We start from the raw sequence: 233 nt of genomic DNA on the forward strand, positions 1-233 counted from the left end.
GCACCGGCCTGATGAGCGCTCAAACCGGACTGTTGTTCGGCATACAGAAACAATTGATTAACGGCGGCCGCAGATAATGCCGTCCGCTGCAAGCACGGCGCGCCGCCAAATAACTATGGATGTCGGCACCACGAAAGCCGTAAATCGATTGTTTCGGGTCGCCGATCAGGAATAAGCCCAACTCGGGCAGATTGCTTTGCACCTGATACAGCGCATCAAAAATTGCATATTGC

Annotated in this window: 1 protein-coding gene; it reads right to left on the reverse strand. The window is 53.2% G+C overall.

Annotated features, from left to right (window positions below; all coding sequences use genetic code 11):
* Window positions 1-19: 19 nt before the first annotated feature.
* A partial coding sequence (locus QN347_RS20060; RefSeq protein WP_323494439.1) for a UvrD-helicase domain-containing protein occupies window positions 20-233 on the reverse strand: 214 nt, incomplete at its 5' end.

Source organism: Sphingomonas sp. 10B4, from assembly GCF_035019905.1.
GTDB lineage: Bacteria > Pseudomonadota > Alphaproteobacteria > Sphingomonadales > Sphingomonadaceae > Sphingomonas > Sphingomonas glacialis.